We start from the raw sequence: 19103 nt of genomic DNA on the forward strand, positions 1-19103 counted from the left end.
TTGATGGCCCACACAAAAAAAACAAAGGCCGCTGTTTTTTTCAGTGTGTTGCTGGGTTCTTCAATCATGATGCATGAGGTGCGCGCGGAGTTTTTTGACACCTCGCTTCTGGCGGGCAGGTCGAAAGAATCAGATCTTTCTCGATTCTTGAACGATGTGGAATTGCCTGCTGGCCAGCATACATTGGATGTTTATGTAAATGAACTATGGAAGGGGCGCTTCAAGGTCCTGCTGGGCACTGCCCGTGAGGATGTGAAAATCACCTCTACGGCAATCTCGGATTTGGGATTGGATACGTCTCTGGTATCACCCGTCGTTGGTTTTAGTGATTGGATCCCGATCAGTCAGATTTCAGAGGGTGCAACCTTTACATTGGATATCAGTACACAGAGTTTGCGCGTGAGTGTTCCACAGGCCTATGTGCGACGTGCTGATGAAAGCTACATTGATCCGAAATTCTGGGACCCAGGGCTGCCAGCATTGATGGTCAGCTACAATGCGGTCTATAACCGCCTGCAAACACAACGTACCAAGGCCGTGACCAACGATATCTATTCGGGCCTGAATGTTGGCGTGAATATCGGTGGTTGGCAGTTTAGAGAATTTGGCTCGGTGCGTAAACGGTCCGCCGAGCAGATGCAGTATCAGTCCAACCTTCGCTACGCGCAGAAAAATATTGCGCCGTTAAAGTCGGTGGTAAAAATTGGCGAATTTTATTCTGGCGGAGACTTATTTGACTCTGTCAAAACCAAAGGGGTCGCTTTGTCTTCGGACATCAACATGCTCCCCCAGTCGATGCAGGCATTTTCTCCTGTTGTCCGAGGCACTGCCAGAACCAATGCACTGGTGATCGTGAAGCAGAACGGCAGCATTATCTATCAAGAAAACGTGCCGCCTGGTCCCTTCGTGATCGATGCCTTGCCACATACCGGTTCGGCGGGGGATCTGACCGCCATTGTCCAAGAGGCCACCGGAGAGATCACCTCATTCACAATACCCTTTTCGTCTGTGCCTAGCATGCTGAAAGCCGGTGTCAGTAAATACGCGTTGACGTTGGGCTCTGCGGTACAAGCCAATACGAACTATACCCCTGATTTTTTTCAGGCCACCTGGCAACGCGGTCTTGACAACCTCGCAACGGGCTACCTCGGCAGCACTGTCAGCAGCGAATATCAAGCCTACTTGGTCGGCGGCGCTTTTAATTTACCGGTGGGAGCACTCTCGCTGGATGTGACGCATGCGCGGACGAAGCTAAAACAGCAAGATTTCACCGGCCAGAGTATTCGAATCACCTACAGCAAACTGCTCGATGCCACGGATACCAATTTCACGCTGGGCGCTTTCCGTTACTCAAGCGCGGATTTCTATACGTTTGATGATGCGATTTATGCAACAGAAAACAATTTCAGCAAGGCTCGGAAAAAACACCAGGAACGCTTTGACATACATCAGAGCGAGGAAGCTGCTGTCATCGACATGAAGACCTGGGATTCGCTGACAGGCGCACGACCTCGTAATAACCTCAGCCTCAACGTCAGCCAACGGCTTCCCGGCGAATGGGGATCTGTATATTTTTCGGGAGTGCAACGGGACTACTGGGGCTCCGATAGAAAGAGCCGGGAGTATCAGTTTGGGTTTTCAAAATCATTCAGCCAAGTATCCGTCAACGTGTCTGTCAACAAGGTGCGTGATTCACATGGGCGTGACCAGACACGATCGTCTATTGGCTTTACCATTCCATTCGAAATGTTTTCCAATCGTGCCACGATCGCCAGCAATGTTTCATTTACCGACTCACGTTATTCACAAAGTAATACAAGCGTCAGCGGGACTGCTTTGCAATCTCAACGACTGAGTTACAGCGTAGCTGCGAGCCATGACCCTGAGAACCGTGCGGTCAGTGTGGGTAGTTCCTACCGCGCCAAGAATGCCACGGTCGGAGCGACACTCGGTGAAGCGTCCGATTACCGTCAGTTTGGTCTGGACGCACGCGGTACCGTGGTCATGATTCCAGGAAAAATTCTGGCCTCCAATGAAATAGGCAACACGATGATTGTTGTCGAGGCGCCGAAGGCAAAGGGCTTGGTTGTCAATGGTGATACCAGTGTCGTCACCGATGAAGATGGTTTCGCGCTTGTACCTTACGCAAGCCCGTACCGCTCGAATTCGATCGTGCTCTCCGAAGGCGAGCATACCTCGGGGGGGCGGGTCATCGGCAACGTTGCGCACAGCGTGCCGTTCGCTGACGCAGTGGCGAAGGTCACGTTCAAAACTGACGTGCGCCAGGCGCTTAACTTCCGTGCTGTACATGATAATGGCTCCCCATTGCCCTTCGGCGCCGAGGTGCTGGACCAGGCTGGGAACTCGATCGGTTATGTAGGCCAGGCCAGCACGGTATTTATAAACTATGAAGAACGCCCTTCGCGATTAACGGTGCGCATGCATGACAGTGCCTGCGCGATGAACCTGCCGGATGTACTCGCACCTCGCGCGTCCGTTTCGTGTCGATGAGTGGAGATGTGCTAATGTCTGCTTGGTCAAAAAATAGGTTGTGTTTTGCTATTTTGCTATTGAGCCTTATTTTCAACTGTGCCGCCAATGCAACGTGCTATGACGACATCACATCCCGAGGGCCCAATATTGTGCTGGACCTTTCGGAGCGCGTGAAAAAGAATATTTCTCCTACGTGGATGACGACGGTCTATACCAACTTTCCAAGTCGGTCGTTTAAATGTTCTGGGGGCGAAAATCTGAAGTACCAATCTGCTCTAAAAAAATCTGGCGGGGTATTGATCGGGTTTCAGAATGGCACCTATTGGATCCGGGTGGAAATCATCTCGATGCCAGAATCCATACCCATGAAATCGGGCTCACATCAAGGCGCCGAGGTGAACACACCCATTACAATGCGCTTTACCTTGGAAAATGGGCCTGGACCTGACGAGACAAAATTTCAAAGTAGCGTGGCGCTACTCAAAAATTTCGTAAATGTCGTCGACGACTCCGGCATGAGTTGGCTTGAATGGCTTGGTTCAATTTTCAGCTCGGCATACTATCTGGTGGCCGGGGCCCCCGATTGGAAAAGAAATATGTTCACTCAAAACTTGGAGTTGATCTACACGCCCACCTCTACTACTTGCAAACTGGACAACCCAGGGCTCACCGTCACTCTTCCAGATGTGAGCATTTCAAGTGTGACTGCTGTTCCGCGGGCTGGCTATACGCCATTCAACTTGAATTTTAGCTGCGCAAACCTTCATGGCAATGGGGTTGCGGACCGCGCTGTCGACATCTTCCTCTCCAGCAATGACCTGGGCACCCAAGACACTTATCTCATCGATCAACGGCCCGGTGCAGCGCAAGGCGTCGGAATCATGCTTGTTACTGCTGACGACCCCTCCACACCGGTGATATTCTCAAGGTCGTCAATTATACGTGGAAGGGGTACTTCGATACATAGCTTATCCCCCGGTAGCTATACGCCTGATCGCTTTACCGCCTCAATGGGTGCGTTCTACTTCCCTTTCGCACCGAACAAAGTGTCGATTGGTCCGCTCAAGGCATCCGCAATCGTCAATATTATTTATCCCTAGGCAAGCAGGCCTCGCCATGCTCTCAGAGCGTCCAACACTCTGGTAAGCGAGAGCAGCCGCGCACGTCTAAACAGATCGGGGAGGATGGTCCTATCGGCTCGTTATTGAAGGGCGGTGGTCAACTCATATCGAACGCAGTTTTTCAGCTTTCGCCTGAGCCAGTCCATCGCTGAGTTGATGAGGTCGGACCCAGTTGTAGTAACCCGTCAGGTACTGGCTAATCTGGTTGTCGAAGGCATTGAGACACCGTGGCGTTTGTGCGTTTCGCAGATGGCACTCAGCATCGCACAGGGGCAGGTCGAACAATCGCTGACCGACCTGGCATCATCACCCGGTCAGTTATAATCGAGGACGTAATTCAGTACCGCATCGGCTCTGCCGGGTTTAATCTTGGCGCTGCCTTTACGCGTATATTTCGCCTGGAACTCGAACGTATAACGCTCGCCATCTTCTTCACTTTTTATCCATTGCATCGCTAACCCGGCCCATTTACTAAACGGAAGCTTTACGCCCGTGGGGGTCGTGAGGGCGACACCAATGCCCTCTGCTCCTCCGGGGGTCAAGTTGAGCATGCCGGAGCCTTCGTTACTACCTTCAAAATATACTTTAACGGGTAAATTCGATCCCGGAAGAAGGCCCGTGCACAGTACGCTCAAGCCAACAGTGCGTGGTGTCTGTTCTTCGAGAAGTGCAATAGCTACTCTGCCAAGTGGGATGTCTTGACGTTTTTCACCCGTGCATCCTGAGAAATAGTTACTGGAGGTCAGCTCCACCTGCCCAATAATTTCTATTTCTGCGGCATCCCAGTCTTCAACCTGCGCGTGTACCTTGAAGTTTACGTTGAGATTGCCTTTCTCGATGCCACGGGCTGTACGTATGAGTTCTACATGCAGAGGCTCTGGTAGCCGCCCGATCATTCTTGGAGCATTCTGATAACTATTTTCAAAAGGTAGAGCTCTGTTCAATCGAAAATCTACAAGCCGAATTCCAACGCCGGATAAATTGGTTCGATAGACATCGTCGTATCCGTCCTCCAAAGGAGCATCCACTTTATAACTGTAGTGAATGGGGTTTATTTTTGTCGGACATTTGAAATCAATGAACCTGTTCACGGATGCCAAGGAGAATGCCTGATAATTCATGCGTTGGCCGATGGGGGCCAGATTCAGCGTTTTAGGCGTCATGGCTAAACTAAAGTACACCTTTTTTTGGTCTGTCGGTTGTGGCGACCACCAGCAACCGGCCGTGTTATCTGCGTTAGCGGTACCGCTGGCTACAATGGATAAAAGCGTCAAAATGATATGTGGCGCAAACTTCAACTGTTCACTCCTTGATCAGCCTGCAGACCGCAGGCCATGTTCATCTGGGGGGAGTCGATAAGACGCAAGCAGATACCGGCAGCCCACTTCACTTTCAGCCAGCCTTCTTTTTTGATGCCGAAGACCAGCACACGACACCAAATTCTAGGAATAAGGGTTGGAGACGGGAACAAGAAAAATCTTGAGTGATGAGGAGGAGGGTCTTGAATGCAATTGCGGTGTTTGCCTATTACCTTGATTCGGCTATCCGTAGAACCACCCCCTCATACGCAACCGTGGCCGCTGAGGTGGTCCTATAACACCTGAAGCTTGCGGGTGTTCGCCGACAAGGTCCGAGCGCGCTGCCGACAGCGCCAGGCGGATGGGGACCTGGCCCCACCCGATCAGAGCACTTTATCGAGCGTGATGGGAAACTCCCTCACACGCTTGCCCGTGGCATGGTAGACCGCGTTGGCCACCGCAGCGGCCACCCCGACGACGCCAATTTCGCCCACGCCCTTGGACCCGAGCTCATTGACAATCTCGTCGTGCTCTTCAACGAAGATCACATCGATATCCTCGATGTCTGCGTTCACCGGAATGTGGTACTCCGCCAGGTTGTGATTGACGATGCGGCCTAACCGATGGTCGGTCAGCGCTGCTTCATGCAGAGCCATGCCCACCCCCCACACCACGCCTCCGAGGATCTGACTGCGCGCGGTTTTCGGGTTGACCACACGCCCAGCCGCCACGGCGCTGACCACACGTACCACCTTGATTGTGCCAAGGTCTTCGTCGACGCGGACTTCCACGAATACCGCCGAATGCGTGGCGGTGGAGAACGGTTGGCGCCGGGCGCCGGGCTCGGCGTCGATCTGCACTTCGAACTCACCGTCGGGGGCGCTCGCCACGATGTCCGCCAAGGCCCAACGCTGGCTACCAGCGTGCAAGTAGCCATTGGCAAAAACGATCTGCTCCGAGGGGGTGCTGGCCACCTGGGGATATATGTTGCGCGCATGCTCCAGCACCTTGGTGCGCAGTACCTGACAGGCCTGGCGCACGGCCGAGCCCACCGACGACACCGTGAACGATCCGCCCTGAAGCGGTGCGGTGGGCAGTGAAGAGTCACCCAGCACGAAGGTGACATCCTCCACCCTGGTGCCGGCAGCGTCGGCTGCGATCTGTGTCATGACGGTATAGGTGCCGGTCCCGATATCGGTGGTGGCACTGCTGACGGTGAGGTGGCCCTTGGCATCGATGCGCGCCTTGGCGCTGGCCTTCATCTGCATGGCTTCCCAGACGCCACCGGCCATGCCCCAGCCGATCAATTGGTTGCCATTGCGCATGCTGCGCGGTTGGGGGCGGCGCTCATGCCAGCCAAAACGCTCGGCGCCTTGCTGGTAGCAGGCCAGCAATTCCTTGCTGGAGTAGGGCTTGCCCTCGTTGCCATTGTTAGCGGCGAAATTACGCCGGCGCAGCTCTACCGGGTCGATCTTCGCAGCACAAGCGAGCTCATCCATGGCGCATTCCAGCGCAATCATCCCGGACCCGGCCCCAGGTGCCCGCATGTCCAGCGGGGTGTACACATCGAGCGAGGCCAAGCGATAGCTGAGCGCGACGTTGTCGCATTGGTAGAGCATGCCGCTCCATTCCACCAGGTGCTCGGTGAAGTCCTCGAAGCGGGAGGTCTGGCCGAGCGCATCGTGAGCGATTGCCAGCAAGCGCCCGTTTGCGTCTGCCCCCAGGCGCAAGCGTTGCTCGGTGCGGGGCCGGTAGCCAAAGGTGAACATCTGCTGACGGGTCAGAGTCACGCGCACCGAGCGCTTCAGGTGCAACGCCGCCATCACTGCCAGCGGCAACTGGTACTGCGGGCGCAAGCCCGAGCCAAAGGCTCCGCCGACGAACGCCGCGCGTACACGAATATCGGCCTTGGGCAGGCCGAACACTTTGTGCAGGTAGTCCTGGCAGTTCTGCGTGCCTTGGGTCTTGTCGTGGATTTCCAGCGTGCCATCGGCCTTGTAGTGCACGGTCGACGCATGGGGCTCCATCGGGTTGTGGTGCTCGTTGGCCGTCAGGTAGGTCGCATCCACCTGCACCGGCGCACCGGCAAACTGCCCGGCGAAGTCGCCACGTGGCGCCGGTGTTTCGGCGGGCGCTGGATGCGACTGCTGGCAGGCGGACAGGTCTGTCTGGTGAGCCTCCTCGGCATACTCGATCTTGAGCAGCGAGCCGGCATACCGGGCCAGTTCGAGGGTTTGAGCGACCACCAGCGCTACCGGCTGCCCGCTATAGAGCACTCGATCATTGAATAGGGGCCGAAACGGCGAGCCCTCGGCAGAGTCGGCATCGCTATAGTCGTCGTCATAACTCGATATATGCGGACGATGGCCATGGTCGAGCACGGCGATTACCCCGGGTACGCGCAAAGCCTGTGTGCTGTCGATATCGAGTACCCGACCGCGGGCGATGGTACTGGACACGACGCTGCCGTGTAGCAGGCCCGCCTCGGGATATTCGCCCGCATAGCGGGCCTGCCCGGTGACCTTCGCCACACCCTCCACCCGGTCCAGGGGCGTGCCGACTACTGGTGTGCTTTTGATCATGGTCGTGCTCCTCCGTCAGCGGCACCGCGCGCCGCGTCATCCAATGCACGCACGATTGCTCGCTGAGCGAGCGTCACCTTGAAACCGTTGTGGCTCAGGGGTTGTGCACCTTGCAGCAACGTTTGCGCGGCGCGGGTGAAGAGTGCTTCAGAAGGCACCTGGCCGACCAACATGCGCTCGACAGCCAGGTCCCGCCAGGGCTTGTGGGCAACGCCGCCCAACGCCAGGCGCGCCTGGCGGATCACTTCGCCATCGAAGCTCAAGGCTGCAGCGACTGATACCAGCGCGAACGCGTAGGAGGCGCGGTCGCGTATTTTCAGGTAACGGTAATGGTGTTCGAACATTGGGGGCGGCAGCTCGATGCCTGTCACCAGTTCATCGAATGCCAGTTGATTGTCGCGCTCGGGGGTGTCCTGGGGCAGGCGATGGAAATCCGCGAAGGGTATCTGCCGCTCACCGGACGGCCCCTGTACGTGCACCACGGCTTCGAGCGCTGCCAATGCGACGCACATGTCCGAGGGATGGGTCGCGACACACGCATCGCTGGCGCCGAGAATGGCATGGATGCGGTTCATGCCTGCGCGCGCAGGGCATCCGCTGCCCGGTTCGCGCTTGTTGCAGGCGGTGCCGGTGTCGTAGAAGTAGTAGCAGCGGGTACGTTGCAGCAAGTTGCCACCGGTACTGGCCATATTTCTCAACTGCGGCGATGCCCCAGCCAGGATCGCGTCGGACAGCAGCGGGTATTGCTGCTCGATCATCGGGTGCCAGGCCAGGTCGGCATTGCTCACCCGTGCACCGATCAGCACGCCGCCGCCGGGCGTGGGGTGGATACCGTTCAGCCCGAGTCCGGAGATGTCGATCAGGCGCTTGGGGCGAACCACGTTTTCCTTCATCAGGTCGACGAGGTTGGTACCACCAGCGATGAAGTGCGAGCAGGCGTCAGCCAGGTTTACCGCTTCGCTGACCGAGTTGGGCTTGTGGTAGCTAAAGGGTGTCATGGATTCTGCCCTCGTTGTGGCTCGATCCCATCCCTCATCAACGGCAGGGCTTCTTCCACCGCCGCGACGATGTTGCCATAGGCACCACAGCGGCAAAGATTGCCGCTCATCTGCTCACGAATGGCCTCTCGGTTGTCGGCACGGCCCTCGTGAGCCAACCCGACTGCGGAGCAGATCTGCCCCGGGGTGCAGTAACCGCACTGGAATGCATCGTGGGTGATGAAGGCGCGCTGCATGGGGTGCAAAACGTCGCCGCTGGCCAGCCCTTCGATGGTCACCAGGTCGGCCCCGTCGCACATGATGGCCAAGGTCAGGCAGGCATTGACGCGCTTGCCATCGCGCAGCACCGTGCAGGCGCCGCACTGGCCATGGTCGCAACCCTTCTTGGTGCCCACCAGGTCCAACTGCTCACGAAGCAGGTCGAGCAAGGTGACCCAAGGATGCACCTGCAGTGTTCGGGGCTGACCATTGAGGGTCAGACAGATGGGGTGCGTTTGAGCCCCATTGGAAGAGATCGCGCTCATGGTGAGGTCCTCACGGTCAGGGTACGCGCAGTGTGCTGCGTCTTTGTTGTGCGACCGGGGCGGCTGAATAAACGTTCAGTCGGCTCGCCGAAAGCTTGATGTGAGGTGGCAGGGGCGGCACGTTGAAGGGCAGGGCGCATTGATCTGACCGAGCAGTCTCTGGCCCAAGCCATCAACCAGACTCTCCTGCGTCATGGCATCATTCTGGTTCCCTCATTCGCAGTGGGGCGCGCCCAACTGCTGATGTATTACCTCTACAAGCTCAAGCGTGACCGGCTGATTCCGGATATTCCGGAGCTCAAAGGCGGGCTACGGTCCGGATGAATACTTTCGAGGCTGAGCCATGAATATCTATGAGGCGATTCACGAGCGTCGCTCGACCCGTGCGTTCACCGCCGAGCCTGTCGAGCAGCATCTGATCGTCCGCCTGATCGAAGCCGCGGCACAGGCACCGAGCGCGATGAACCTGCAACCTTGGGTGTTCACCGTGGTACGCGACCAGGCACTTCTGGAGCAGGTATCGTCCGATGCGAAAGCGTACCTGGCAAAGCACTGTGGCGATCAGTTGCCTGAATCTTTGCAAGCGATGTTGAATGATGAGCGCTTTCAGATCTTCTACCACGCTCCTGCGCTCATCGTGATCGCTGCGAAGACGGCCAGTGAATGGGCCGTTGAAGAGTGCGCGCTGGCCGCGCAGAACCTGATGCTCGCGGCGCATGCCGAGGTCCTGGGCAGTTGCTGGATAGGGCTGGCGCAGCGTTATCTCGCCACGCCGGCTGGCAGGCAGGCTTTGCACTTGCCCGATGAATGCGCCCCTGTCGCGCCGGTGATTGTAGGTTATCCCTGCTCAGTGGCAGCTGATGTGCAGCGCAAGGCGCCGGAGATTCACTGGATCGGTTGACGCGCCGTGGACCTTGTATCTGCAGGCTCACCGCGCGAGCGAGGTCGCACCATGACCCTCTCTGAACGCTTTCCACTGGGGATTATTGAACCCGTCGCCAACCTCGTGCTTGGGTATGTGCGGCAAATTTCAGGGGTTGCGCAGGCGACAATCGCAGGAAGCATACGTCGCATGCGCGATACGGTAGGCGATATCGACATACTCATCGGAGCCGAGGCCGGCGCGGATATCATCGCGCAGTTCTTGCGCTTCCCAGACATCGCAGAAGCACTGAGCAAGGGGCCCGTGCGCGCCAGTGTCCGCTTGAAATCCGGGCTGCAAGTGGACGTTAGGTAAGTGGTGCCGGCCGTGCATGGAGCTTTATCCACGTACTGCGCACCAGCATCCTGGTTGAATGGTTTAGTGGGGTGGCGGCAGTCGCAGCGGTCTCACTGCTGGGTACACTCCCACCCACCCCGCTCAACTGATGCAAGTGATCGCCAGAACGCTAGCGTTTTGGCGTAACAGGCCACTCACCAGGCAGAACGCAGATCCCCTTTAGAAATCGAAGGTCATCCCGGCATACAGGGCCCGACCGTCACCCGGTGAATGCAGCGAGGCATCGGCGCCATCGGGGTCGTACCAGACGTACTCGTAGTAGCGGTTGGTCAGGTTCTTCAGTTGCAGGTCTACGCTCATGGTTTCGCTGAGCTTGTAGGTCGCGCCCAGGTTCATCAGCACGTAGCCGCCGTAGGTGCCCTGGGTGTTCTCACGCTCCAGGTAGTAGTTGGTCTGGCCGTTCGCCCAGGCGCTCAGTTGCAGGGCAGGGGTGGCCTGATAGCTGATGCCGGTGTTCCACAGGTGGTGCGGCACGTGGTCGATCTCCTTGCCTTTGCTGTCAGGCAGCGTGCTGCTGGGCTGAAGAATCTTCGAGTATTGCCAGGAGTACGACATCCACATCTCGGTGCGTTCGCTTGGGTGCAGGTTGACTTGCAGGTCGTAGCCCCAGCGCCGTGTTTCGCCGACGTTGTCCGACTCGCCGCTAGGGTCGTTGAGGCGACGGCTGACTTCACCGCTGGCATCCTGGCGCCAGTAGGCTACGCGGCCATCGACCCAACTGGCCGGGGTGAATTTGATGCCGGTCTCCCAGCCTTCGTTGATCGACGGGGCCAGGTCTTCATTACGCGGTGGCACCTTGTAGGCTGCTGCACCGGTACCGACCTGGAAAGTGCGGCCCCAGTTGGCGTAGACACTGGCGAAGCGCCACGGCGAGTAGACCACGCTGAGCTTGGGCTGCTTGATCAGCCCGTAGTCGTTGATGTCATAGTCTTGTCCGGTCATCTTGTTGGTGAAGTCACCACTGATCTTGTCCACCCGGTACGCCGGTACGATCTTCAACGATTCGAATGGCTCGATCTCCGCCTGCACGTAGGCACCGACCGTGTTGAAGTCGAAGTCCTGATCGCGTGTCTGCGCCTGGCGTACACGCTCCACGGTGCGATAGCGCTCGCTGCGGTTCTGTTGCTTTTGCACATCGCTGCCACCTTCCAGCGCAAAAGCGTGCAGCCAGTCCACCTGGGGGCGCCAGGTCAGCGAGGTGATGGCACCGTACTGGTCTTCGTAGGTGTCGCGCTCCTGCTGTGAGCTGGTGCGCCAGTACTGGGTCCAGCGGCGGTCGTCGAAGGTGTTGAGGTAGGTCTTGGCCGACCAGGACAAGTTGTCGGCCAGGTCCGTGTCGAAGTGCACGCTGACCTGGTTCATGCGCCGCGTGCCTTTGTCCGTGGCGTTGTAGGCGTTGCTCATGCGCGGATGATGGCGGGCATCGTCTTCGGTCAGGTAGCCGGCCTCCTGGGCTTCGGACTCGTAGTGGCGGGCGATCAGGCCAAGGCGGTAGCTGCCATCGTCAGGGGTGTAGAACCACTTGCCGCCGAAGCTGTAGCGCTCGGTGTCGGCATGGTCACGATAGCTGTCGACCTGCTGGCGGCCGAAGAAATAGTTCTGCGTCCAGTTGCTGGTCTCGATGCCCTTGGCCAGTTGCACCTCGCGGGTGTTGAAACTGCCGTAGCGCACGCGCGCCTTGTTGTAGTTACCGCCGGTACGGGTGTTGATATTGACGTTGCCGGCGATGTTGTTCAGGCCGTAGCGGGGGTCGCTGGTGCCGCGCACTACCTCAATGCTGTCGATGTCCATCGGGAACACCGAGTCGATGAAGGGCATGTTGCCGTCGTTGGTGTTGCTGGGGATGCCATCGATCAGCAACTTGACCGCGTTCACTTCGCCTTCGCCATTGAAGCCGCGAAACGACAGTTTGCCCGAGGTGGTGCCCTGGTTGAACTCGGTCAGCATCACCCCGGGTGCACGGCTGAACAGTTCCCAACTGTAGGTCACCGGCATTTTTTCGAGGATATCGCCGCCCAGGATGTCTACCGAACTGAGCACGCTGCTGGTGGCCAGCGGGCCGCTTTCGGTACTGGTCACGTTGACCGCGCCAAGGGTGAGGGTGGAGTTTTCAGCGGGCAGTGTTTCGGCAACTGCCAATGACAATGGGCTGAGGCTATAGAAAGCGAGCACGGGCAGGACGGCGCGAGCGGTGCAGCGGAATGCGGACATGAGTGTTTCCTGGAGACGGTCGGGCAGGGCTGCGCACCGCAGGTCACGGGGCAGCTATGGGCAAGTAACGACGGGTCAGGCCAGGGGAGAGGCTCGGGGGTTGAGCTTTGGCCACTGATCGCGTGGCAGTGGCAACCTGTGGCTGTCACCGAGCAGGAGTGCATCGGGCCAGAAGCGGGGGAGCAGGTGACGATAGTAGTCGCTGGCCAGCAAGGCATGCCCGGCATGGCCACAGCAGCAGTCGCCAGCCTGGTGTTTCATTTCCGGCTGATCGTCGAGTTGCGGCAGCTCGGCCTTGAGCTGGGCCAGCAGTGACTTGGGCAGGCTCTGTGCACCGTGCAGGCTGCAGAAGCTGCCGAGGATCAGCGATTGGCTGTCGATACGGGGTGTTTGCAAGGCACGGTCGAGCGGCATCGCCAGCAGGTTGAACAGCACGGCGAAGCAGGCGAACAGACAAAGATGTGCACGTGCACGTGAAAGCATGAGCCACCCGAACGAATGTGGCACGCATTAAGCCGCATCCGTTGCGGGCTGTACAAGTTCCGTGGTGCGCCTTTTTGTCGCAGGCGCTTGGCCTCGGCCTTGTCGGTAGCCGCCACCACCAAGTAACGATGCGCTTCGCCGAACACCTGCCGTTCATAGCCGCCCCGGTTCAGGAAGAACAGGCGCAAGACGCCAGGGCCAGGAGCCACTTGGCTCAGTTCGACACGATAGCCATCGACCCCGGCGACTTCCAGCCAAGAGTCGATGTGCAGGCCTTCGGCGCTGCCGAACCAGGCTTCGCGCAACTGGGGATGGAGCTGCTCCAGCGTTTCAGCTTGGGCGAAGACCACATCGTGGACTTCGATACGTGCTCCTGGGTGGCGTCCGCCAAGCATGACGATGCAGAGCATGATAAATCGTTAAAGGCAGCAAAAAGCCGCTGTGGTGTGAACACCACAGCGCTGTTCACCAAGCGTGCAATCAACGTAACGGCAGCTTGAACACCCTGCGCAGACGTCGCCAGCCCAGCACGACGCCACTGAGCGCGATTACCAGGCCACCGATGCTCATGGTAATGAGCAGGCTCTCTCGCAGCAGCGGCCTGGCCAGCAGAGGTTGCCAATCCCAGCTGTGCAGCAGGTTGAACAACCAGCGGCCGACCCGTTGCGTGCGGTCGAAGCTGACCACCACCTCGCCGCTGGCCGGGTCCAGGTATACCCACGTGCGCGCAGGGTCAGCGAAGTGCAGTCCCAACACGGGCAGTGGGCGCATCTGCAAGCCGTACATGCTTTGCGGATCACGGGCAAAGTAGTGGAAGTCGTAGGCGGTCTGCCAGTAATCCTCGACAGCGACTCCCGGCGCGATGGCCTGGGCGGCGGCCAGCAGCCGCTGCCTGGACAAGGCTCGCTTCGGTGCCATGCCGGCTTCGACCAGGCGGCTGTCGCCGCTGGCGCTGCGTGCGACCACGAACGTGACGCCAGCGAGCCGCTGCCATTGCAGCTCGACCGGAACGAATCCATCCTCCTCGGCCAGGCGCGCCATGACCTGGCGCAGCGGCATGGCGAAATCGTCGGGGCGCAATGGCCCTTGGCGCAGGGCCGACAGGTCGAGGCGCGAATGGCTGTCGGTCAGGCCCCAGGGGCGCATGGACATCAGCCCACTGAACACCCATAACACCAGCACCACGCCGAACAACAGCCCGCCGATGTGATGCCAGCGCAACCAGCCACCGGGGTAGGGGCTGCATGACCCGCTGCGATAGCGTTTGCGCAACCGCAGACGCAGGACCCCCACCGTCATGCCCAGGACCGCCATGAGCGTACCGAGCAGGGAGAGACCAATCACCAGCGTGCGCCAGCCATTGTCGAAGCCGAATCCCCCGCGCAAGGGATACAGCCAGTGAAGCCAGGCACCGACCCAGTTCCAGGCGCGCTCCTGGGCGGTGGCGTCGCGCACCACCTCGCCGGTGCGTCCGGACAGGTACAGCCAGGTACCGGCAGCATCTGCTACCTGCACCTTGTGCAAGGGCCGATCGCTGTCCAGGGCGCGTGAGTGTGTCCACATGTCCTCATCCACGGTCCCCAGGTAAGTCAATGCCGCGTCACCGGCATACTGTCGAGCAGTGGCCAGCGCCCAGGCAGAGTCGCTGCTGGCCAACTGATCACCGCTTGCAGCATCGAGGGTGACACGGCGGCCGTCGGCCAGTTCAAGCAGGTAATAGGGTCGCCCGCCCAGGCTGGTCAGGCGCAGGGCTTTCATTGGCTGCTGCGCCCAGCTGGCCGGCAACTCGGCGCAGCACCCTGCCGGCAACGCCGGCAGATGGCCCAGGCGCTCAGCCGGGGTCAGCTTGGGGTAGCCGACATACAGCATGACCACCCCGGAGACGAACCACAGCGCCATGAACAGGCAGGCGACGATGCCCAGCCAGCGGTGCCAGAGATACAACTGGCGCTTCAGGCCCATCAGTAGCGCCACTGCACAGCGACTTCCAGGCTGCGCGGTTCACCCAGGTAATACTGGGTGTTGGTCTGGTGGATGAAGCGGGCGTAGACCTCGTCGGTGAGGTTGCGCAGGCGGGCGCTGACTTGCACGTGCTTGTCCAGGTCGTGGGTCATGGACAGCCCGTAGACGGTGTAGGACGGTACCCAGGCGGTATTGGCGGTGTTGGCGTACACCGACGACACGTAGCGGGCGTCGGCGCCGACCTGCCAGCCCGGCGCCAGGTCGTAGGTCAACCACAAGTTGGCCACGCGGTCCGGGATGTTGACCGGGTTCTTGCCTTTGCGCGAATACACCACACCGCTGATGGTCTCATTGAACTCGTCGTACTCGGCATTCACCCAGCTGAAGTTACCTGCTGCCAGCAGCTTGGGCGTGACCTTGAACGAGGCCGCCAGCTCGATGCCGGTGGAGGTCTGCTGGCCAGCCTGCTCGGTGGTGTTTGGCACGGTCGAGGAGGGCACCGAGATGTTCTTGCGCACGATCCGGTAAGCCGCTGCGGTAGCCGTGCCGCGTCCGTCGAGGAAGTCGAACTTGCTGCCCACTTCAACCTGCCTGCCGGTGCTCAGGTCGAAGTCGCCTACCTGGCTGATCGAGGCACTGGTCAAGGTACCTCCCGGCGGCTCGGCCGAGGTGCTGTACTGGGTGTACAGGCTGATGCTGGAGGTCAAGTCGTAGACCAGGCCCAGGCGCCCGGTGATGGCGTCCCAGCGCCGGTCGAGCTTGGCGCGCGCCACATGGTCGACCACGTCGAAATCGATATGGTCATAGCGCAGCGCAGTGATCAATGACAGTTGGTCGGTCAGGCGGGTGCGGTTCTCGATGAAGGCCGAAGTGGTGTCGGTGGTAGTGGTGCGGCCCTTGGTCATGGGTGCGTCCATGCCGGGGATATCGAGGAAGTGCCCGGGCTCGAAGCTGTTCGGGTCAACCGTGTCGAACGCGCCCTTGGACAGTGGGTAGTTGGTCTGCTGGTTGGTGTTGTAGTCCATGCCGAATGCCCAGTCACTGGCCAGGCCGAACAGCTGGCCCTGGTGGGTCAGCTCGACCTTGTCGCCGTTGACCTCCTGGTCGTGGCGCTGGCGGTAGCCGCCGGAGCGGGCGATGCTGGTGTTGCCGGCGTTGTAGCGGTACACCTCGAGGTTGCGGTAATCGCGCTGGCCGTTGTAGTGGTAGAAGGTATTGCGCAGTTGGGTGTTGTCGTCGAAGCGGTAGTCGGTGATCGAGCGCAGCCAGCGGGTGCGCTGCTCGTAGCGACCGTCCTCGACGTTGTAGTTGTTGAAACGGTTGTGCTTGTCAATGTGCAGGGTGCCCACCAGTGGCTGCAACACCGGCGTGCCCCAGTACGGGCTGTCTTCTTTTTCTTCCAGGTATTCGATGGCGAGGGTGTGCGAGAGCTGGTCGTTGATATCGCTGAGCAGCGAGAAGGCCAGGTTGCCGGCACCGTTCTCCTGACGGTCGATGTAGCCGTTGCTGCTGGTGCGGCTGTAGTCGAGCCGCGCGTAGTGGCGTGGGCCGTCGCCGCTGTTGAGCGCCTTGTTGAAGCCGACCGAGGTTTCCATCGTGTCGTAGCGCCCGTAGCTGACGCGGCCTTCGAAGGTGTCCTCGTCGCGGTTGGCCAGCTTGGTGATCATGTTGAGGCTGCCGCCGACGGCGCCGCTGCCGTTGAGGAACGACGAGGGGCCGCCGAGCAGTTCGACGCGGTCGTAGATCCACGCGCCAACCGGGCGCGCCGTGGCGCCGTATTGCAGGTTGATGCCGTTGAACAACTGACTGACCTGGGCGCCATTGAAGCCGCGGTACGACACGTAGCCGCCCCAGCCGGGCGGTGCAGAGGCATTGACCCCGGGCAGGGCGTTGGCGGCGTCCTGGAAATTGCGCGCGCCGATGCGCTCCATGGTCTTGCGGTCGGCGACGCTGACCGAGGCGGGGTTCTCGCGGGCGCTGAGGTTGAGCCGCGAGCCGCTTTCGATGGGGCGGTCAAGGTCGAGGCCGGTGGCCTCCTTGGGTTGGTCGGCGGTGGCCGTGACGTTGCTGGCGGGCAGGGTCAGGGTGTCATCCTGCGCCCAGGCGCAGGTTGCGCTGCCAATGAGCAGCGCCAAAGTGGTCATGCGGAACATGCAAGGCTTCCTGGCTGAAATCGGTGAGCGCACGCTTGCTGCCGATCAGGCGGCACTCGGGCGTGGCGATGTCAGAACGCGAGAAGCAAAGCGGGGGACGCGCGGGGATTGACCAGTGGCCAGCGCTGCTTGGGCAGGCGTGGCGTGGGTTGTTTGGGTAAGGGTTTACTCGACTCGCGGGCAAGCAGGGCCAGCAGGCCGAAGAACACCGCCAGCAGGGTGGCGCTGAACAGGCTGGCGATCACGCAGTCGCCGCCGGCGGACAGCACCGGGTCGGTGGTGTCTTGGTCGCCCTTGAACACGCCGCTGCTGTCGGCCGAGCACCAGGCAGCGTCATCCAGGCCAGCCAGGCGCAAGCCGGCCATCTGCCCATGGCCCATGGCGCACAGCAACGAACCGAACAGGATGCTGAAGTACAGCAGCCAGGCAACGTGCGCTTTTTGATGGCGGGCCAGCATCATGGGCAAAGCTCGGGTGGTGGAGAGGGCTGATCGGCGACGAATTCTACAGGTTTTGCGGTATCTGAAAAGTAGGATGGTGCGTCAGCGAGCACTCAAATGGATGCATTAGAGCTGTGTTGATCGGGCATCGTGCCCACAGCCTGTCCTGCATTGGTCAGAACGCTGAAGGACTGGCATGAGCTGGTCGGTAACGCTGGCTACGCGCTGATTGGCATTCATGCTTGCGCAAGCCAGCAAAGCACGCAATGAATGAGCGGTCGTCCGCTGACGACCGCTCATTCACAACAGTTGACGAGGTTAATCCTTGGTGAGCGCATCCTTGACATCACCGACTACTTGCTGTGCTTCCCCTTTTTTCTCCTGCAGTTTGCCTTTTAACTCGAGGTCCGTGTTCCCGGTGGCCTTGCCTACGGCTTGTTTGACCTTGCCGACAGCCTCGTTAGCCATGCCTTTAACTTTGTCCGAAGCGCTGCTCATGATTTTTCTCCTGCGACAATCATCAGTGAAACGTGGGTTGGAAGAACCGTGCGTGCATCGGTTGAATTGCATGTCATTCAGCGATGACACGTGTCTTGCGTGACAACAACGCGAAGCGGCCGACTGCAAAGCTCAAGGCAGCACCGATCAGAAGCGTTACCAGGGTGCCCCAGGCGGCTTTCGATACGTTGCTAGCAGCGACTTGAGCAGCTTCGCGTGCCTGCTGCTCTGCCTGTTCTTTCAGAGCCTTCACCTGTTCAGCCGCCTGTTGATAAGCGCGGGCGTAGTTATCAACCACTTGCTCGGCCTCTTGCTGACTCTTTCCGGTGCGCGCAGCGACGATATTGACCAAGGCTTCCTTGTCTGCCGCACTCAGAGCAGGCTCACTGGCTTTGCGTACTCGCTCGAACCACTGCTTGAGCTGGTCGATCGTCAGGGTCGGGTTTTCGGCTGCGACTTGACCCGCAGACTCACCTTGGGCTTGAAGCTGATCGGTCTTTTGCTCCAAGGTCGAGGGGTTAAGTTCAGCCTTGCCGGACTGCTCAAGCGTTTTGTTCAGCTCAGCTTCCAGGCTGTCCCAGTCAAGCGAGATACCCTGTCTGTTCAGTTGCTCCTTGATGCCTTGGCCAACACCAGGCGCAGCTGCAGCGACGCCATCGGCTGCAAGCGACAGGCCTTTGCCGGCAATGTTGCCTGCGGTGCCGACCACGCTACCCGCCAAAGAAGCCAGCAACCAGGTAGCCATCAGCGTGGTCAGCGTCCAACTCAACAGGCCATGCAGGCCTCCTCGGGTAGGGGCGGTACGGCCGGCCACCCAGGCGCCGGCTGCCACGGAGATCACCGTGCTGATGAACAACCAAACCCCCGCGCCCGTACCGAAGCCGCGTAAGGGATTGCCTTCAGCCATAGGGTCAACGGCCCCGGCGCCGATGGCCGTTCCCAGCACACTGAGTATCAGGTAGCTGGCCAAGGCGATGGCGCCGCCTGCGAACACGGCGCTCCAGGATACCCTCAGCGTGCTGACAGCGTTGGCTGGGGTGGTCACATACGATTCCGTCATC

The 19103-nt window shown here is 59.6% G+C and carries 15 protein-coding genes and 3 pseudogenes; 6 read left to right on the forward strand and 12 right to left on the reverse strand.

The genetic code is table 11. The features are described 5' to 3' along the window. Window positions 1-3 precede the first annotated feature (3 nt). Both ACPZMI_RS09310 and ACPZMI_RS09315 read left to right on the forward strand, forming a co-directional pair. The gene (locus tag ACPZMI_RS09310; RefSeq protein ID WP_426352087.1) at window positions 4-2511 is read left to right on the forward strand and encodes a fimbria/pilus outer membrane usher protein; all 2508 of its coding nucleotides are present in this window, start codon (window positions 4-6) and stop codon (window positions 2509-2511) included. A gap of 14 nt (window positions 2512-2525) precedes the next feature. Beyond that, entirely contained in the window at window positions 2526-3593 is a 1068-nt protein-coding gene (locus ACPZMI_RS09315; protein ID WP_426352088.1) for a fimbrial protein, read from the forward strand. Between the two features lie 335 nt (window positions 3594-3928). Here the strand turns inward: ACPZMI_RS09315 and ACPZMI_RS09320 are convergent, their stop codons facing one another. The 4 genes from ACPZMI_RS09320 to ACPZMI_RS09335 form a co-directional block, all read right to left on the reverse strand. Beyond that, a complete protein-coding gene (locus ACPZMI_RS09320) occupies window positions 3929-4912 on the reverse strand; it encodes a fimbrial protein (protein WP_426352089.1) in 984 nt (327 codons plus the stop codon). Window positions 4913-5295: 383 nt separating this feature from the next. After that, complete coding sequence (locus ACPZMI_RS09325) at window positions 5296-7494, reverse strand: xanthine dehydrogenase family protein molybdopterin-binding subunit (protein WP_426352090.1); 2199 nt, start codon at window positions 7492-7494, stop codon at window positions 5296-5298. Beyond that, window positions 7491-8492 carry an FAD binding domain-containing protein gene (locus tag ACPZMI_RS09330; protein ID WP_426352091.1) on the reverse strand — a complete coding sequence of 334 codons (1002 nt, stop codon included), beginning with the start codon at window positions 8490-8492 and terminating at the stop codon, window positions 7491-7493. Before ACPZMI_RS09330 ends, ACPZMI_RS09325 begins: the two co-directional genes overlap by 4 nt. Then, the gene (locus tag ACPZMI_RS09335) at window positions 8489-9016 is read right to left on the reverse strand and encodes a (2Fe-2S)-binding protein (RefSeq protein ID WP_426352092.1); all 528 of its coding nucleotides are present in this window, start codon (window positions 9014-9016) and stop codon (window positions 8489-8491) included. The genes ACPZMI_RS09330 and ACPZMI_RS09335 overlap by 4 nt, the downstream gene beginning before the upstream one ends. Window positions 9017-9163: 147 nt before the next feature. On the opposite strand from ACPZMI_RS09335, the pseudogene ACPZMI_RS09340 reads away from it, so the two are divergent. The 4 genes and pseudogenes from ACPZMI_RS09340 to ACPZMI_RS09355 all read left to right on the forward strand — a co-directional run. After that, window positions 9164-9310: pseudogene (locus ACPZMI_RS09340) on the forward strand (MBL fold metallo-hydrolase); the annotation flags it as partial. Between the two features lie 49 nt (window positions 9311-9359). Next, the gene (locus ACPZMI_RS09345) at window positions 9360-9917 is read left to right on the forward strand and encodes a nitroreductase family protein (RefSeq protein WP_288377503.1); all 558 of its coding nucleotides are present in this window, start codon (window positions 9360-9362) and stop codon (window positions 9915-9917) included. A gap of 51 nt (window positions 9918-9968) precedes the next feature. After that, on the forward strand, window positions 9969-10253 hold the full coding sequence (locus ACPZMI_RS09350) for a hypothetical protein (RefSeq protein ID WP_426352093.1): 285 nt from the start codon (window positions 9969-9971) through the stop codon (window positions 10251-10253). 32 nt (window positions 10254-10285) lie between these two features. After that, window positions 10286-10384, forward strand: a pseudogene (locus tag ACPZMI_RS09355) (copper homeostasis membrane protein CopD); the annotation flags it as partial. A 70-nt stretch (window positions 10385-10454) separates the two neighbouring features. Here the strand turns inward: ACPZMI_RS09355 and ACPZMI_RS09360 are convergent. From ACPZMI_RS09360 to ACPZMI_RS09395, 8 genes and pseudogenes are all read right to left on the reverse strand, one after another. Further along, window positions 10455-12506 carry a TonB-dependent receptor gene (locus ACPZMI_RS09360; protein ID WP_186709078.1) on the reverse strand — a complete coding sequence of 684 codons (2052 nt, stop codon included), beginning with the start codon at window positions 12504-12506 and terminating at the stop codon, window positions 10455-10457. Window positions 12507-12581: 75 nt separating this feature from the next. Beyond that, on the reverse strand, window positions 12582-12989 hold the full coding sequence (locus ACPZMI_RS09365) for a DUF2946 family protein (protein ID WP_186664724.1): 408 nt from the start codon (window positions 12987-12989) through the stop codon (window positions 12582-12584). A 33-nt stretch (window positions 12990-13022) separates the two neighbouring features. After that, window positions 13023-13399 (reverse strand): annotated as a pseudogene (locus ACPZMI_RS09370) (DUF1543 domain-containing protein); the annotation flags it as partial. Between the two features lie 70 nt (window positions 13400-13469). After that, window positions 13470-14945, reverse strand: a complete 1476-nt coding sequence (locus tag ACPZMI_RS09375; RefSeq protein ID WP_426352105.1) for a PepSY domain-containing protein — start codon at window positions 14943-14945, stop codon at window positions 13470-13472. A 5-nt stretch (window positions 14946-14950) separates the two neighbouring features. Beyond that, window positions 14951-17104 (reverse strand): TonB-dependent receptor, encoded by a 2154-nt coding sequence (locus ACPZMI_RS09380; protein WP_426352094.1) that lies wholly within the window; start codon window positions 17102-17104, stop codon window positions 14951-14953. A gap of 71 nt (window positions 17105-17175) precedes the next feature. Continuing rightward, entirely contained in the window at window positions 17176-17565 is a 390-nt protein-coding gene (locus tag ACPZMI_RS09385; RefSeq protein WP_186709024.1) for a DUF2946 family protein, read from the reverse strand. A 297-nt stretch (window positions 17566-17862) separates the two neighbouring features. Next, the gene (locus ACPZMI_RS09390) at window positions 17863-18042 is read right to left on the reverse strand and encodes a CsbD family protein (RefSeq protein ID WP_186664783.1); all 180 of its coding nucleotides are present in this window, start codon (window positions 18040-18042) and stop codon (window positions 17863-17865) included. Window positions 18043-18115: 73 nt separating this feature from the next. Then, on the reverse strand, window positions 18116-19102 hold the full coding sequence (locus ACPZMI_RS09395) for a hypothetical protein (protein WP_186664786.1): 987 nt from the start codon (window positions 19100-19102) through the stop codon (window positions 18116-18118). Window position 19103 lies beyond the last annotated feature (1 nt).

Origin of the sequence: Pseudomonas wayambapalatensis, assembly GCF_049942315.1 — a bacterium.
In the GTDB taxonomy this organism is placed as follows: Bacteria; Pseudomonadota; Gammaproteobacteria; order Pseudomonadales; family Pseudomonadaceae; genus Aquipseudomonas; species Aquipseudomonas wayambapalatensis.

What these genes read in the sequence shown, in the direction of transcription:
- ACPZMI_RS09315 (WP_426352088.1), top strand. Translation starts at nt 2,526, where the DNA reads ATGTCTGCTTGGTCAAAAAATAGGTTGTGTTTTGCTATTTTGCTATTG.
- ACPZMI_RS09380 (WP_426352094.1), bottom strand. Translation starts at nt 17,104, where the DNA reads ATGTTCCGCATGACCACTTTGGCGCTGCTCATTGGCAGCGCAACCTGC.
- ACPZMI_RS09395 (WP_186664786.1), bottom strand. Translation starts at nt 19,102, where the DNA reads ATGACGGAATCGTATGTGACCACCCCAGCCAACGCTGTCAGCACGCTG.
- ACPZMI_RS09330 (WP_426352091.1), bottom strand. Translation starts at nt 8,492, where the DNA reads ATGACACCCTTTAGCTACCACAAGCCCAACTCGGTCAGCGAAGCGGTA.
- ACPZMI_RS09360 (WP_186709078.1), bottom strand. Translation starts at nt 12,506, where the DNA reads ATGTCCGCATTCCGCTGCACCGCTCGCGCCGTCCTGCCCGTGCTCGCT.
- ACPZMI_RS09385 (WP_186709024.1), bottom strand. Translation starts at nt 17,565, where the DNA reads ATGATGCTGGCCCGCCATCAAAAAGCGCACGTTGCCTGGCTGCTGTAC.
- ACPZMI_RS09350 (WP_426352093.1), top strand. Translation starts at nt 9,969, where the DNA reads ATGACCCTCTCTGAACGCTTTCCACTGGGGATTATTGAACCCGTCGCC.
- ACPZMI_RS09335 (WP_426352092.1), bottom strand. Translation starts at nt 9,016, where the DNA reads ATGAGCGCGATCTCTTCCAATGGGGCTCAAACGCACCCCATCTGTCTG.
- ACPZMI_RS09325 (WP_426352090.1), bottom strand. Translation starts at nt 7,494, where the DNA reads ATGATCAAAAGCACACCAGTAGTCGGCACGCCCCTGGACCGGGTGGAG.
- ACPZMI_RS09390 (WP_186664783.1), bottom strand. Translation starts at nt 18,042, where the DNA reads ATGAGCAGCGCTTCGGACAAAGTTAAAGGCATGGCTAACGAGGCTGTC.
- ACPZMI_RS09310 (WP_426352087.1), top strand. Translation starts at nt 4, where the DNA reads ATGGCCCACACAAAAAAAACAAAGGCCGCTGTTTTTTTCAGTGTGTTG.
- ACPZMI_RS09365 (WP_186664724.1), bottom strand. Translation starts at nt 12,989, where the DNA reads ATGCTTTCACGTGCACGTGCACATCTTTGTCTGTTCGCCTGCTTCGCC.
- ACPZMI_RS09345 (WP_288377503.1), top strand. Translation starts at nt 9,360, where the DNA reads ATGAATATCTATGAGGCGATTCACGAGCGTCGCTCGACCCGTGCGTTC.